This window comes from Porticoccus sp. W117, from assembly GCF_030341905.1.
Lineage (GTDB): Bacteria > Pseudomonadota > Gammaproteobacteria > Pseudomonadales > Porticoccaceae > SCSIO-12696.
Window position 1 is genome coordinate 31,297 of record NZ_JATAAF010000001.1, and the last position, 14,021, is coordinate 45,317.

General features: G+C 51.4%; 10 protein-coding genes. 3 read left to right on the forward strand and 7 right to left on the reverse strand.

Translation table 11 applies throughout. The features are described from left to right. Positions 1 to 104 precede the first annotated feature (104 nt). The 3 genes from gspE to QSV34_RS00215 all read right to left on the reverse strand — a co-directional run bounded on the left by gspE (position 105) and on the right by QSV34_RS00215 (position 4,612). A complete protein-coding gene (gene gspE / locus QSV34_RS00205) occupies positions 105 to 1,568 on the reverse strand; it encodes a type II secretion system ATPase GspE (protein WP_289150944.1) in 1,464 nt (487 codons plus the stop codon). Continuing rightward, positions 1,565 to 3,529 (reverse strand): type II secretion system secretin GspD, encoded by a 1,965-nt coding sequence (gene gspD / locus QSV34_RS00210; protein WP_289150945.1) that lies wholly within the window; start codon positions 3,527 to 3,529, stop codon positions 1,565 to 1,567. The genes gspE and gspD overlap by 4 nt, the downstream gene beginning before the upstream one ends. 75 nt (positions 3,530 to 3,604) lie before the next feature. Further along, positions 3,605 to 4,612, reverse strand: a complete 1,008-nt coding sequence (locus tag QSV34_RS00215) for a type II secretion system protein N (RefSeq protein ID WP_289150946.1) — start codon at positions 4,610 to 4,612, stop codon at positions 3,605 to 3,607. A 301-nt stretch (positions 4,613 to 4,913) separates the two neighbouring features. Here QSV34_RS00215 and QSV34_RS00220 point away from each other — a divergent pair, with 301 nt between their 5' ends. Genes QSV34_RS00220 through cydB form a run of 3 tightly spaced genes read left to right on the forward strand, consistent with a single transcriptional unit; the run spans position 4,914 to position 7,867 of the window. After that, positions 4,914 to 5,462, forward strand: coding sequence for a GbsR/MarR family transcriptional regulator (locus QSV34_RS00220; RefSeq protein ID WP_289150948.1), 549 nt, complete (start codon positions 4,914 to 4,916; stop codon positions 5,460 to 5,462). Between the two features lie 30 nt (positions 5,463 to 5,492). Continuing rightward, complete coding sequence (locus QSV34_RS00225; protein WP_289150949.1) at positions 5,493 to 6,863, forward strand: cytochrome ubiquinol oxidase subunit I; 1,371 nt, start codon at positions 5,493 to 5,495, stop codon at positions 6,861 to 6,863. Continuing rightward, positions 6,860 to 7,867 (forward strand): cytochrome d ubiquinol oxidase subunit II, encoded by a 1,008-nt coding sequence (gene cydB, locus QSV34_RS00230; RefSeq protein WP_289150950.1) that lies wholly within the window; start codon positions 6,860 to 6,862, stop codon positions 7,865 to 7,867. The genes QSV34_RS00225 and cydB overlap by 4 nt, the downstream gene beginning before the upstream one ends. Positions 7,868 to 7,914: 47 nt before the next feature. Here cydB and QSV34_RS00235 read toward each other — a convergent pair whose 3' ends face one another. From QSV34_RS00235 to QSV34_RS00250, 4 genes are all read right to left on the reverse strand, one after another. Next, positions 7,915 to 9,180, reverse strand: a complete 1,266-nt coding sequence (locus tag QSV34_RS00235) for a TlpA disulfide reductase family protein (RefSeq protein ID WP_289150953.1) — start codon at positions 9,178 to 9,180, stop codon at positions 7,915 to 7,917. 81 nt (positions 9,181 to 9,261) lie between these two features. Continuing rightward, positions 9,262 to 12,171, reverse strand: coding sequence for a TonB-dependent receptor (locus tag QSV34_RS00240; protein ID WP_289150954.1), 2,910 nt, complete (start codon positions 12,169 to 12,171; stop codon positions 9,262 to 9,264). A gap of 102 nt (positions 12,172 to 12,273) precedes the next feature. Continuing rightward, entirely contained in the window at positions 12,274 to 13,329 is a 1,056-nt protein-coding gene (locus QSV34_RS00245) for a FecR family protein (protein WP_289150957.1), read from the reverse strand. Continuing rightward, on the reverse strand, positions 13,326 to 13,922 hold the full coding sequence (locus QSV34_RS00250; protein WP_289151451.1) for an RNA polymerase sigma factor: 597 nt from the start codon (positions 13,920 to 13,922) through the stop codon (positions 13,326 to 13,328). The genes QSV34_RS00245 and QSV34_RS00250 overlap by 4 nt, the downstream gene beginning before the upstream one ends. Positions 13,923 to 14,021 lie beyond the last annotated feature (99 nt).

The following is a 14,021-nucleotide window of genomic DNA, read 5'->3' on the forward strand; positions in this document are numbered from 1 at the left end:
ATTCTGAGGAGCGCAGCGACGTGAGAATCTCAGAGTCTGGTAATTGTGAGATCCTCACGTCGCCTTTCTTTATGGAAAGACTCCTCAGGATGACAGCGTTGCTGTCAATTTGACGTAGCCGTTACCCGCAACACTTCCGCCAAACTGGTATCCCCGGCCATGATGCGATCGCGGGCGGATTCGCTCAGAGAAGGGTTGCGCTTGCGAGCGATATCCAGAATTTCCTGTTCACCAGCGCCATCGTGGATCAAACGGCTGATTTTGTCGTCGATCTCAATCATTTCAAATACCGCGCTGCGCCCCCGGTAGCCGGTGTGGTTACAGCTTTCGCAACCCACGGCTTTGTAAATGGGTGCTGGGTCTTCCAGGCCAAGGCGCTCACATTCCGCCTCGTCTGGTTCGTATTCTTGCTTGCAGTCCACACAGAGTACCCGCACCAGACGCTGCGCCATCACTGCCAACAAGCTGGAAGCCAACAGGAATGGCTCCACACCCATATCCTGCAAACGGGTGATAGCACCTACAGCGGTATTGGTGTGCAACGTGCTGAGCACCAGGTGGCCGGTCAAACTGGCCTGCACCGCGATGGAAGCGGTTTCGCCATCGCGAATTTCCCCCACCATCACCACATCCGGGTCTTGCCGCAAAATGGCCCGCAGACCACGGGCAAAGGTCATATCCACCTTGGTATTGACCTGGGTCTGGCCAACGCCGGGCAGCATATATTCCACCGGATCTTCGATGGTGAGGATATTGCGGCTGCTGTTATTGAGGTAACTGAGCCCGGCGTACAAGCTGGTGGTTTTACCGGAACCGGTGGGGCCGGTCACCAGGATAATGCCGTGAGGCCGGGTAAGAACGCTTTTGAAGGTATCCAGCATGGCCGCTGGCATATCCTGCTGATCCACCTGCAGCTGCCCCGCCTGCTTGTCCAGCAGCCGCAGCACCACCCGTTCACCATGGGTGGCAGGTATGGTTGAGAGGCGAATATCCACTCCATGGCCAGCCAGGCGCACGGATATGCGGCCATCCTGGGGCAGGCGTTTTTCGGCGATATCCAACCGCGCCATCACCTTTAAACGAGAGACCAACAGCGGCGCCAATAGCGGTTTTGGCGATAGCACTTCGCTGAGTACACCGTCGATGCGAAAACGCACCGCCAGGCGGTCTTCAAAGGGTTCAATGTGAATATCGGAGGCTTTTTCCCGCACCGCCTGGGAAAGAATGGCGTTGATCAGGCGAATCACCGGGGCGTCGTTTTCCCCTTCCATCAAATCGCTGTCTTCGGGGATTTCATCCGCCAGTCGCGACAGGTCAATGTCGTCGCTCATGTCTTCGGCGACCCGTTGGGCTTCGCCGCTTTCACCGCGCTGGTAACTGGTGCTCAGCAAGCGGGCAAATTCGCTGTCATCCACTTGTTGCAAGTCAAAGGGCGCGCCGAGAAAGCGACGCAATTCCAGCAATGTGGGCAAGGAAAGACCTTCCCGATGCACCACCCTGCCCTCATCCAGCAGCACCCCGTGGGCTTTGGCAAAGGCAAACGGCAGGCTATTGGAGTCGGCGTTCATTCGTCAGGGTGTTCCGGCTGCTGACTTTCAGATTGAGACTGAGGGGCTTGCGGGCGCGGCTCTTGCCATTCTGGCAGCACCGGGATTCTCTGCTTGTCCAACCAACCGCTGCTGCCGCGTTGCATTTCCAACTGGCGTTGGCGAATAAAATCGTATTTCTCGGCGGTAAAGTCGTAGGTGTCCTGCTCGTCGTGGAGAATACGAGCGCGGATAAACACCATCAGGTTGGTCTGGCGCAACTGCGTAGTTGTGGAACGGAACAAGCGGCCCAGCAGTGGAATATCACCCAACAACGGCACCTTTCTTTCGTTATCGGTAAGGTCGTCCCTGATCAGACCACTGAGCACAATCATCTCACCATCGTCTACTCTGACGGTTGCTGTGATATCCCGTTTGTTAGTAATCAGATCAGAGGCCGCACTACTATTGCTGATACTGGAAACCTCCTGATAGATTTCCAGTTCCATGCTGCCGCCGTTGTTGATATGAGGGGTGACTTCCAGGCGAATACCCACGTCTTCCCGTTGAATGGTCTGGAATGGATTGGTGCTGTTATTATTACCGCCATTATTGGTAAACGAACCGGTAAGAAAAGGCACCTGCTGACCGTTATTAAAGATCGCCTCGCTGTTATCCAGGGTAATCAAGTGCGGTTTTGCCAGAATAGTGGAATCATCATCGTTGTGCAGGGCATTGAGCACAACCGCAAAATCCACTGTGCTGCCCACACGACCCACTCCAATGGTCTGACCGGGAATACCCGCCAAAGCGCCGGTAATTGACAGGTTATCGTCATCGTTGGAACTGCTGCTGTTGTTGTTATTTGCAATTGCGCCTGCCAGTGCCCCCAAGCCACCGCCGTTGTTGGCGGAGCTGCCAAAGGTGCCTCTGTCCTCATCCGTATAGACCCATTCAATACCCAGATTGCGATCGACAGTATCGTTCACCTCGGCAATCACCGCTTCGATAATCACATTGGAACGGCGAATATCCAGGCGCTTTACAACATGCAGCAGTGAATCCAGAGTGTCTCCCTGGGCAGTGATAATCAAGGAGTTGGTATCCACATCCGCCACCACCGCAGAACGAGTTTGCTGCTGTGTTTGCTGGCCCTGCTCCAGATTGGAAATCACACCGGAAAGCACTTCTGCCAGTGATTCTGCGTTAGCGTGTTGCAGGTAAAAAGTGCGTATGTTGCCGGTTTGCTCGCCGGGGCGATCGAGCTGGCGAATCAGGTTTTTCGCTTCCTCACGGGAGAGTTGATCGCCTTTCAACAAAATAGAATTGGTGCGGCTTTCGGCCACCATAATCAGCTGTTTCTGCTGATTATTGGCATTGCCTTCACCCTTGTTCAGTTTTTCCAGCAGGGTAACCAGTTCTTCCGCGTGGGCGTGGTGCAGCTCCACCAATTCGGTTTCCGTTTTGGAGGCTTTATCCAGCTGGCGAATCAATCGCTCAATGCGCCTAACATTGGCAGCGGTGTCGGAAATAACCAAAGTGCCATTGGTGGACGCCGCCAGGTGAGCATGCTGAGGCACCATAGGGCGCAATATAGGCAGCACTTTGGCGGCTGACACGTGGTTGAGTTCGATAATGCGGGTGACAAAGCCGTTTTCACTGGCGGGCTGGGTATTTGCACTGGCAGGTGCTGTGCGGGCTTTTTTGGCGGGGATTACCCGCAATACGCCATTGCTGTTAATGGCGGCAAAACCGTGCACATCCAGCACATTAACAAACAGGTCGTAGAGTTTTTCCTGGTTCAGTGGCACTCGTGAAATAACGTCGACCTTGCCTTTTACCAGCGGGTCGATAATCACTGACTCTGCCCCCAGAGTGGCGCTGACAAAGTGGATTACTTCGCGAATATCCGCATCGCGAAAATTGGGCGTCCAGGTTTTCTCTGTAGTGGCCTGTTGAGCAAACGCACCCGTGCAAACGACCGCTAGCAGTAGCGTCCGCAACCCGTTTCTTATCGTTGCGTGAAAAATTGTTGTGTGCAAAAGTGACTTCACTACTGCTCCTCGATCCACTCGTGCTTACTCGTTAATTGCCTTGGCCAAGTTGGCCAAGTCGATATTCAAATTTACCTGACGGTTGCCCCGCAGCACCTGCATCTGCGCGGTTGGCGATTGCAGTACTTCCAGGTAGAGCTGGCGCATCTGCTCCGGGTTCAGGCTGACCGGAGTGCCGTTGACCTCTGTCACTACATCGCCGGATTTAAAACCGAGCTGTTCAAACTGCGCCAGGTTTTTTAGCGGCTTCACTTCAAAGCCTTTTTTATGGGGGGTTACCCGCACCACCTGTGCCAAGGTTTCCGGCGTTGGCAGTTCAACCACAACGCTGCGCTCCGCAGTAGGCTGACTCACTGTCTGGGTCCGGGCCTGAGTCTGTGGCTGTGCAGTGCTGCTATTATTGACCACAGTATTCTGCTGCTGTGGGGTTTCCACCAACAACCCTTCGCCGTTCATTCCTTCAAACAACCAGAGCGATTCGTATCGCCCGGCATTGTTAAGAATCACACGCCGATCCAATACCCTATCCAAAGTGACATTGCGGCCCGCCGGTAACTTATCGCCAACCTTATAACTCTTGTGCTTGTTGTTGTGAGCAATCATGGCACTGGCCAGTTTTGGATCACTGCTGTTCAGCACGCCGGTCAGTTTCAGTGCCAGCTTGGTATCTTCTGCTTCAATATTTTCATCCGGCAGCACAAAATCCACCGGCTGCTCCGCCGCCAACTCACCGGCGACCCCATAAACATTAAGCTGCAGTAGCTTGCCAACATCCACACCGGCCGCACCGCTGTTACCGTCACTTTGCGGCAAAGACAGAGTGGCTTTTACAACCTGCTCTTGTTTCTGCTCGGGCCACAGCGCCCAAAACAGTTTGGCCGCACTGCTGGCCAACACCAGCAACAGCAACACAACCACCACTCCCTGCCACCACAGCATCGGCACACGCTTAACGGCGGCAACAACATTGGATACCGCTCGCATGACCGTTGAATTGGGGTCGATTCCTGTTAGCAACTCGCTCTCCGCCATCTGACAATCCCCCTTCGCGAGGGGGCCTCATTTAGAGCGCAAATTTATCTCAATCAAATGACAAAAAATGGTATTTGCGCACTAAATGACCAAACTGCAGGTATTTTCTTATCTTTTTCACCTATGCGACTGAACAGCATACCAAAATCTGCCAATAAGACCTATTCAATAAATGCCCTGCAAGAGTGTCATTGCGACCAGTCACACAACCATTCAAGAGGATTTTGCAAATACGCATTGACCCGCATCATATGAATTATTAAAATTTCAATAATTTCTGAAAATTCAAACAGTGAGCATTATGGATTTAACACCTTCCATTCAGAGTTTCGTTATGCACTTTGGCGAAATGGGTAGCCGCTGGGGCATGAATCGCACCGTCAGCCAAATTTATGCGTTGCTAATGACCTCGGAGCAGCCGCTCAATGCGGATCAGATTGTTGAAACTCTGGGAATTTCCCGCTCTAACGTCAGCATGGGTTTGAAAGAGCTGCAATCCTGGAACCTGTTGAGGCAACACAACATTGCGGGCGATCGTAAGGATTACTACGGCACCCCGGACGATATCTGGGAAATCACCCGTACCCTGATTGAAGAACGCCGCAAGCGGGAGATCGACCCTACCCTGTCGATGCTGCGCAACCTGTTGATGAAAGAGCCTGCCAATGCCTCGGAGCAATACGCTCACCAGCGCTTCGAGGACATTCACAACATGATCGAGATGGTCACCGCCTGGAGCAACGACATGCAGCGCCTGAACTCCGACAGCCTGGCACAATTGATGAAGTTGGGGGCCGGCGTCAGCAAAGTACTCGATATCAAGGACAAAATCGCTGGCAAACGCAGCTAGCCATACGCCTAACCCCGAGGAATAGCCACCATGCCCGAAGCCACCGAAGGTGTTTTGATGCTGGCGCGCATCCAGTTTGCCGCCAACATCAGTTTTCACATTCTGTTCCCCACCATCACCATCGCCCTGTGCTGGATACTGCTGTTTTTTAAACTGCGCTATCGGGCAACCGGTGACGCCAGCTGGATGGATGCCTACACATTCTGGGTAAAAATATTCGCCCTCACCTTTGCGCTGGGAGTAGTAAGCGGCATCACCATGTCATTCCAGTTCGGCACCAACTGGCCAGGCTTTATGGAAACCGTCGGCAACATCGCGGGCCCACTTCTGGCCTATGAAGTGCTAACGGCGTTCTTTCTGGAAGCCACTTTTCTGGGCATTATGCTGTTTGGCCGGGGGCGCGTATCGGAGCGCACTCACACACTGGCCACTCTGCTGGTGGCTGTTGGCACATCCCTGTCGGCGTTCTGGATACTGTCTCTGAACTCCTGGATGCAAACCCCTACGGGCCACGAAATGATCGATGGTGTCGCTCACCCTGTGGACTGGTGGCAGATTATTTTTAACCCCTCACTGCCCTATCGGTTAACCCATATGTTGCTCGCCTGCGGTCTCACCGGCTCGTTTCTGGTGGCAGGCATTTCCGCCTACCGGAAATTGCGCGGTGACCAAAAGCCCGCCGTTGAAAAATCCCTGCGCACCGGTGTTGTGCTGGCGGCCATACTGATTCCCATACAGATATTTGTCGGGGACTTGCACGGCCTTAACAGCTTCAAATACCAACCGGCCAAGGTCGCTGCCATTGAAGGGGTTTGGGAAACTCAGCGTGGCGCGCCGTTACTGCTGTTCGCCCTGCCCAACGAAACTACCGAACAAAACGACTACGCTCTGGGCGTACCAAAGCTGGCCAGTTTTATTCTGACTCACGACGCCGATGGCGAAATCACCGGCCTCAAGGATTTTGCCGATCACCCGCCAGTGGCACCTCTGTTCTGGGGTTTCCGCATCATGGTGGGTGTGGGCCTGCTGATGCTTGCCTGTTCCTGGTTAGCCACCTGGCTGGGGCGCAAGCGCCGCGAGCTGCCGGTTTGGCTAACCAGGGCGCTGGTGGCAATGACCTTTTCCGGCTGGGTGGCCACCCTCGCCGGCTGGTATGTCACGGAAATAGGCCGCCAGCCCTGGCTGGTGCACGGTATTTTGCGCACTGCCGATGCCGCAGCCGCCATTCCACCGAGCAATATCGGTTTTACCCTGGCGCTTTACCTGTCACTGTATGCCGTATTGCTGGTGGCCTATGTGCACACCCTGTTCCTGATTGCCCGTAAGGCGGGCGCACCAGAATCACAGCAGGCACCCACAACCCCCGCCATGGAACTTACTGTTAAGGAGAGCGGAGCATGACCGAAGCCAGTGTATACCCAGCTATTTTTGCCGGGCTGATGGGCTTGGCCATGTTGGTTTACGCCATACTGGATGGCTACGATTTGGGAGTAGGCATTCTGCTGCCTTTCAGTAAAAACGCCAGCAATGATCAACAGAGAGATCGCATGATCGCCTCCATCGGCCCTTTCTGGGACGCCAACGAAACCTGGCTGGTTCTGGCGGTGGGCATTTTGCTGGTGGCCTTTCCTCAGGCTCACGGCATTATTCTTGGCGAGCTCTATTTGCCTGCAGCACTATTGTTGGTGGGGTTGATTTTGCGCGGGGTGTCCTTTGATTTTCGAGCCAAGGCGGCGGTTTCTCACAAACGCCTGTGGGACCATAGTTTCCGTATTGGCTCTGTTATGGCCACCTTGGCTCAGGGCTATATGTTTGGTCGCTACGTGCACGGTTTTGATACCAGCCTCAGCGCTTATGGATTTGCCGTTCTCAGTGCCATTTGCGTCACCGCTGGCTACCACTTTATCGGTGCTTGCTGGCTGATTATGAAAACCGATGGCGACTTGCAAGCCAGAGCAACGAAGTGGGCCCGGCGCAGCCTGTGGATTATGGCAGCCGGAATTGTCGCTGTTTGTATCGTCAATCCGTTGATCAGCGAGCGCATTTACAATAAATGGTTCGCCCTGCCTAACCTGCTGTTGCTGGCACCTATTCCTGTAATGACATTTGCGCTGGTGTTGGTGACCAACCAATTTTTGAAAGGCTTCCCATACAGTAGCGACCGTTTTTGCTGGGTGCCATTCGCCAGCGCCGTGGTTATTTTTATACTCAGCTTCCACGGTCTGGCTTACAGTTTCTTCCCTTACATTGTTCCAGAGCAACTCACCATTTGGGAGGCCGCCAGCGCCACCGCCTCATTGAAATTTATGTTGGTGGGCGTAGTGATCACTGTACCGGCCATTATTGGCTACACGATTTATTCCTATCGGATTTTTTGGGGGAAATCGAAACAGTTAACTTACTGAGAGGTCACCCCAAAACACTGAAATATCGTGCCATGTGGATTACCTAGTTAGTCGCCCAACAGTTCCGACAATTTGTAATCCAGTGCTTTCTGGCGCAAATCCTTTGCCACAATTCGCCCGGTTTTGCCCTCTACCAGGTAGTTTGCCGGTATCCCCTGAATGCCATACATCTCGGCAACCGGGCTGGAAAAGGCCTTCAAATCGCTTACATCCAGCCATGGCATGGCTTCTTCTTCAGAAGCCTCTTGCCAGTTTTCTTTGTCGTCATCCAGACTGAAAGAAACAATTTCAAAGCCTTTGTGGTTAAAACGTTGATAAGCGGTTTTCATATGGGGTATTTCGTCCCGACACGGGCCACACCAGGAAGCCCAGAATTCCACCAGCACCAAATTGCCATCAACAAGTGCATCCTTCAGTTGAAACGGCTCGCCAGCCAGTGTGTGTGCGCTAAAGTCCTTTATCAGGGTGCCTACTTTGATACTGTTTGCCCGTTTTTCAGAAGCCAGCCTGGCCTGAATGCGTTTGATGTCGCTAAGGAGTGGCCGATAAGTCGGTATCTCGTTTTTCAAATGGCTCAGGCGCGATAACCTTTCCAGTGCGGACAAACCATTTTCAAATGCGCCAATGGCCAGATAGCGCGCTACCGGATTCGGATCGGTATTGGCAACGGACATAATTGTGTTGCGGGTTTTATCTTCAATCACTTTGGAAAGCACAGCATATCTGGCATATAGCTCTTGCTGTTGGCTGGCAGATACGCCCGCTTGATGCCGGGATACCAGCTCCTGCTGTTCTTGCTTCGCCTCAACCAACTCCGGGGCATTCTTCCAGGAGGTGTATATCTTGCTGTAGAAGTAGCCACCTGAAACAGACTTGGCGTTCACGTCCACCTGTACATGCCCAGGCTCTAAAATCAGGCCATCTACTTTGGCCAGCGTCAGGCGACCATTTTTGCCATTAATCGCCAGCCCTACGGAGTGAACCTCTTTGACAGGTACCTCCAGTTTGAATTTGCCATCTATAACCGGCACGCTTTGCAGGTTGGTAACAAACTCGCCAGATTTATTGTCCGGGTCAGCAAAGCACCAAAGCGTCGCTTGCAAATCAGAAGGGTCTGCGCCCAACTCCCTCAGTTGTTCAACAAACCTGAATGTTCCGGTTACCACCATAGACTGAGGCTGTTCTTGCCCGTCCGGATTGAACCACCACTGCTCTCCGATATCTTTCTTTGCTTCCGCCTTCGCGGATTCCACTGAACCCGGAAAGCCACAAACCGATAGCAAAAACATCAAACTCAAAAGATTATTTTTCATGCTCATTCCCTCCAAAAAAAGAAAAGGCCCACAAAAACCTACCTGTGGGCCAAGCGTTGCTTAATCAAAATTAAAGTTTGTTTACCAGGAAAGGCTCTTCACCACACTGCCTGAAATCACCCTGCCTCTGGTATCGAAACGTCTGGGGTCGAAAGGCCCGACAATTGGCGAAAATGGGGCTCTCTCATTCAGGGCATTATCTATACCCAGCTGAAATCTCCAGCCACTTTCAGGCAATATGTAGTGAGCGCTGATATCCCAGGAAGACTCACCTTCGATTCGATCCAGAATGGAGAACGGCCCCTCAAAATCTGCGCGATGTGAGCTGGTGTGATTGTAAGTAACCGTAGCCCCGTAATTGTCTCTGTCCCAATACAGCACAGCGTTACCCCGAACCCTGTCGCTAAAAAAGTCACTGCTTGCAACAAAATCCGTTATGTCTTCCCCAACCTGATCAATTGCCACATTATCTTTAATGTAACTTGCATTCAAAGTAGCCTGAAAGGATCCCCAGTCGTTGTCAAAAGCGTAAGAAAGATTGACATCAACGTTTTTACTAAACGCAAAAGACTGGTTAAAGGGACGAGAAATAATCGCTAACAAGTTGCCAGCCTCATCTCTGGGTGCAAAATCTGCTTCCAGCTCTGGACTGTTCAACAATTCACGCACTGCCTGTGGTGAATTAACTTGCAAAAAAGCTATACGATTCGAAAAGTCGATTTCGTTGTAGGCAACACTGGCAGAAAAGCCTTCAAGAAACTTCGGTGTCCAATCAATCACAACACTTGTGGTATCGGAAGTTTCTGGTTGTAGCGTTTCACTGCCTCCAGAGAAAAAGTCAACAACCACCTGACGCTCACCACCTAGAGCCCTTGGATCCAAGACTGGTTGCTGTGCTGTGGTGAGAGTAACATCTGAAAATAGTGCTGTTGGGGTAGGAGCCACAAAAGATTCGCCCCAGTTAAGTCTTACATTCAAGGTGTCAGTTATGCCCCAGGATACTGACAATGTAGGTGATGTATTGGTAAATTTTTCGCTTAAGTCCAAAAGTCTATCTAAAAATACGTCTTCACGCTGTCCTTGTAGATCGTACTCCTCCCATCGGGCAGCAAGACGTACCGACAAACTGTTTACCCCAGGCAGAGCGTTTTTTCCCGAAACCAGCGGAAAGTTAAGTTCAGTAAAAACCGCTAAAACATCTCGTGTTGGTGGCTCAGGGAATTGCTCACTAAACCCTGAGGCTATTTCAGGGCGAAACTCAGTTCCAAGAGAAAATCGTAAATCTCCGGCAGGCAAGCTTGCCAATTGCCCATCCAGGTTTGCAATGAAAGAGCGGGCAGTATTTTTTGGTGTTTGGGAGGTTTGATCAGCGATCAATGCAGACAGCGCTTCCACTGAATTAGAAAGAGGATCAAACAGGTTAATAGTGCCGTTATTTGCCGCCTCCAGCAATTCTGGCACTAACAGCGCATTGCCCCTGAAAAGAGTGGATTCACTGCTACTGACAGTGGCATCAAATCTGAAATCCCAATCCTTGTAGGGAACATCCCAGAGAAAGCCGCCGGAAATATTCAGTGAGCTGGGCTCGCCAACAATGGTCTGTGGTTTCAGCTGCAGGCTATCAACCAACTCAAACAAGTCACCAAAAACAACCAGGGTGGCTCCTGTGGGGTTTATCGGAGAAGATGGAGGCAAAACCTGGAAATAGCCTTGGGAATCCAGCGGGCCGACACTTTCTGTTTCGCTGTACCTGACATTCAGGTTTGCCTCAAATGAATCACCAAACTCCTGATTAACATCTAATGTATAGCTGTCGGTCTCAACAGTACTGGATAAAAACGGGCGAACCCGGTCAATAGCTTGAATATTTTCAGGCCGGATATCGGCAAGTGTGAAATTCGTAGGATCCGTGCCTTCTGGCAATGCCCCAAACTGAAAGGGAGGAGCAAAAGGAAGAATCCTTACGGGTGCTGTTCCTACATTTGGGTTAGGGGGAAGACCTATCAAGGTGCCAATATCTTCCGTAGTAAAACCGACCCTGTTTGCTCGTGCCGGGTCTCGCTTGACCTTTGAGTAGTTGAATGAGGCGTTACCACTGCCCCAGCCGACACCCAGATACTGACTGAAGGACTCTGTATTGGCATCCGAAAAGGAATCTTCATAGCTGACGGTGGTTTCACTGCCAACAAAGTCTTTGCGGGTAAAAATACTCACTGTCCCACCAACGGCGTCGGAACCATAGATCGAAGAACCACCATCAGTGGATATTTCAATCCTCTCAATGGTGCTGATGGGAATTCCACCCACATTAAAACCATTGTTCGACCCCAAGCCGGCACCTGATGCCACACGGCGACCATTGACCAGAACCAGCGTACTTTCCTGGCCCAGACCGCGCAGATTAATGGTTACATTGCCTTGAAAGTTAGTCGGCAAACGAGTGCCATCGAGGGAGCTGGCGGAGTTGAGGTCAGACTGGTTTGCAGACAGGCTGCGAAACAGGTCTTCGGTGGTGGTAAAACCCCGCCGTTGGATATCTTCTCGGGTAATAACCTGAACTGGTGAATAAGGTTCCACATGCCGCAAGCGGCTGCCGGTAATCACTACCTCCTCATCCGCCTCAAGGCTTGCTTCGCTGTCTTGTTCTTCCGAATCAGAGTTGTCCTCCGCTTCCACAAAAACTGTGTTTTCGGAAACGAATTCATACTTTAACCCGGAGTCTTCCAGCAGCAAGCCCAGCGCCTGATCAAGTGTGTATTGGCCCTTTATGGAAGATACGTGGTTATAGTTCCTGGCGCCTTTGCCAAGAACAATTTGAACGCCGGCATTTTGCCCCAGCGCCATTAGAGCGGAACCTACTTTCTGGTTGGGGATATCCACATCCAGCATGTCTTTTTCACCAGCGTAAGCACCCTGGTAAATAGACACGGCCAGCACTGTTTGTACGGCTTTAACAATAATTTTTTTTGTGAACGGCTTTTTATTTGCCATTATTAACCCACCTCTTTTGTCAAAAAATCTCTCTGTTATCTGGTTTTTTACAAAACCTACAAAGATCACGACTGTGGGACTCAAACACCCTACTGTTTGTCATTATTTTTTTTTGTGGTTCCCAACGATAACGATGCGATCAAAGCGATGCATTACCTTGATGGGAAGCGCGCGTTCAAAAACCCCCAGTGCTTCATTCATATGATCAAGATGAACCGTTGAATAAAGGGGTAAATTCATCACTGAGTCGTCTTCGATCAGAATTTTCTTGGCAGAATATCGATTCAATTCTTTTACCACTTTAAACAGCGGCTCAGCATCAAAACGAATGATTCGACTGCGCCAACTCTGGAAATTGTCAATATCGTCACTGTAACGAGCGGTTAATTGTTGGCTCTCCAATTCATATTCGGCAATCGTCCCGGCGGAGATACGAAGCTGGTTGGGCTGTTTAACTGTCAGTGGCTTGTCTTTGTTTGCATCCAGCTGTGGTGAAGTCTGTGAGACTGTTTCTTCCTTTCGATGCAGAGAAACAACACCCTCGGTTACCGCCAAAGTGAATTTTTCCGGCAGCAGATAGATGTTAAATGCGGTACCCAACGCGGTGACAGAACGGCTACCCAGCTCTACCGTAAAGGGGCGGGCTGCATCCTTGGCGACGGTAAAAAACGCCTCGCCCCGATCCAGAACCAGGCGTCTTGCGGTATCCGAATAATCCACCAACACCACACTGGAGGTATTCAAGGTAACCGCGCTGCCATCTGGCAAATCAACGGTTTTCTGCTCGCCAACCTGGGTAACATAGCGCAGCACCTTGTTACTTTGGGTTTCCACGGGGTTGAGCCACTCTGTGCCAAAAATAACCGCCACCGCCAGCAACACTGTAGCCGCCACAGCGGTCAATCCATTGCGAATGCCGTTACTTCCCAACCAGCTGCGCGGCTTAGTCGCCAGTGACAACAGCTCCTGGTCATCTTTCAGGCCGTCCATCTCTGCCAACAGTCGCCAGGTGTCGTACAGGCACTGACTGTGCTGACACTGCCTTTCACTCCAACCAGAGAGGTCGTCCAGGTCCTTTGTTGAGCGCTCGCCAGAAAAAAGCCGAACCGTATCTTCCGCTGCGCGACTTTCTTCTGTGGTTACATTTAACCAATTCATTTTTGATGTTCCCCATTTCCCTTAAATTCAGCTGCCACTTTTCTGATTTGTACCAAGGCACCCTTCATGTATTTCTCTACTTGCTTGACAGACACACCCATCTCCAAGGCTATCTGCTGGTAACTCTTGAATTTAAAACGGTTTAAAATGAATGCCGTTCGCCACTTTGGGCGCAGATTCATAATGGCTTCACGTATTCGTTCCAACTCTTCGCGACTCTGACTGATGATTTCAGGGGTCTGGGTATGGCTGGAACGGTCATCCTGAGCCCACATCTGCTCTTTCTCAGCGTAGCGGTGGCGTACCTGCCTGCTTTTTTCCAAATCCAGAACTAGATTGTTGGCAATGGCTACCATGAAAGAGCGATTATTCAGACGTTCAGGTGCCATTCTGTTTTCCAGATCCTGCATACGCGCAAGCCGGATAAAAACCTCCTGCATCACGTCATCAATATCATCCTGAGTATCCAGGCGTACCATCAGAAAGCCACGCAAGGCATCCCCGTGGTCTATAAACAGGCGCTCAAGCACTTCATCCCTGGTTTCACTGGTCCTCTTTTTGAGAGGCACCACTTTGTTGTTATTTGTCACCATCAAGGTATAGGCTCTGCGTGTAGATAAAGTATCCCTATATAGACCACGACTCAGGCTGGCTATCTCCCTACCCTCGGCATGAAAATTCTTCAGCCGCAA

What these genes read in the sequence shown, in the direction of transcription:
- gspE (WP_289150944.1), bottom strand. Translation starts at nt 1,568, where the DNA reads ATGAACGCCGACTCCAATAGCCTGCCGTTTGCCTTTGCCAAAGCCCAC.
- QSV34_RS00215 (WP_289150946.1), bottom strand. Translation starts at nt 4,612, where the DNA reads ATGGCGGAGAGCGAGTTGCTAACAGGAATCGACCCCAATTCAACGGTC.
- QSV34_RS00220 (WP_289150948.1), top strand. Translation starts at nt 4,914, where the DNA reads ATGGATTTAACACCTTCCATTCAGAGTTTCGTTATGCACTTTGGCGAA.
- QSV34_RS00225 (WP_289150949.1), top strand. Translation starts at nt 5,493, where the DNA reads ATGCCCGAAGCCACCGAAGGTGTTTTGATGCTGGCGCGCATCCAGTTT.
- cydB (WP_289150950.1), top strand. Translation starts at nt 6,860, where the DNA reads ATGACCGAAGCCAGTGTATACCCAGCTATTTTTGCCGGGCTGATGGGC.
- QSV34_RS00235 (WP_289150953.1), bottom strand. Translation starts at nt 9,180, where the DNA reads ATGAAAAATAATCTTTTGAGTTTGATGTTTTTGCTATCGGTTTGTGGC.
- QSV34_RS00240 (WP_289150954.1), bottom strand. Translation starts at nt 12,171, where the DNA reads ATGGCAAATAAAAAGCCGTTCACAAAAAAAATTATTGTTAAAGCCGTA.
- QSV34_RS00245 (WP_289150957.1), bottom strand. Translation starts at nt 13,329, where the DNA reads ATGAATTGGTTAAATGTAACCACAGAAGAAAGTCGCGCAGCGGAAGAT.
- QSV34_RS00250 (WP_289151451.1), bottom strand. Translation starts at nt 13,922, where the DNA reads ATGGTGACAAATAACAACAAAGTGGTGCCTCTCAAAAAGAGGACCAGT.